The 338-nt window shown below is 64.8% G+C and carries 1 tRNA gene; it reads left to right on the top strand.

The annotated features are described in order from the left end of the window. Positions 1-261 precede the first annotated feature (261 nt). Positions 262-338: transfer RNA gene (locus BUQ68_RS22685), tRNA-Ile, on the top strand.

Here is a 338-nt window from a genome sequence, read left to right as displayed (position 1 = left end):
CTCCCAAGACCATCTTCAGAAACACATCGGATCCTGGGTGGCTTTGCCATCCGCCGGTCCCGGCCCTCACGCCGGACGGCAGGGATCCATTATGCGGCAGCCGCCGTCTTCGTTTCTCTTTCTTCTTCCAGATGTTCGGTTCGCGACCGATCGGGCTGGCCGTTGCGGCAACGCAAGGGCTGAAGGCTCCGGTCTGCCGGGCCGTCACGGCGTCGTCATGCCTGGTGCGCCAGGGTGGCGGGGTCCGTGCGGCATGGCGCGGGGCCTGTAGCTCAGGTGGTTAGAGCACACGCCTGATAAGCGTGAGGTCAGTGGTTCGAGTCCACTCAGGCCCACCA

The organism is Mongoliimonas terrestris, assembly GCF_001927285.1.
Lineage (GTDB): Bacteria > Pseudomonadota > Alphaproteobacteria > Rhizobiales > Pleomorphomonadaceae > Chthonobacter > Chthonobacter terrestris.
The sequence above is the reverse complement of the archived record's forward strand: the minus strand, read 5'-3'. Positions and strand labels throughout refer to the sequence as shown.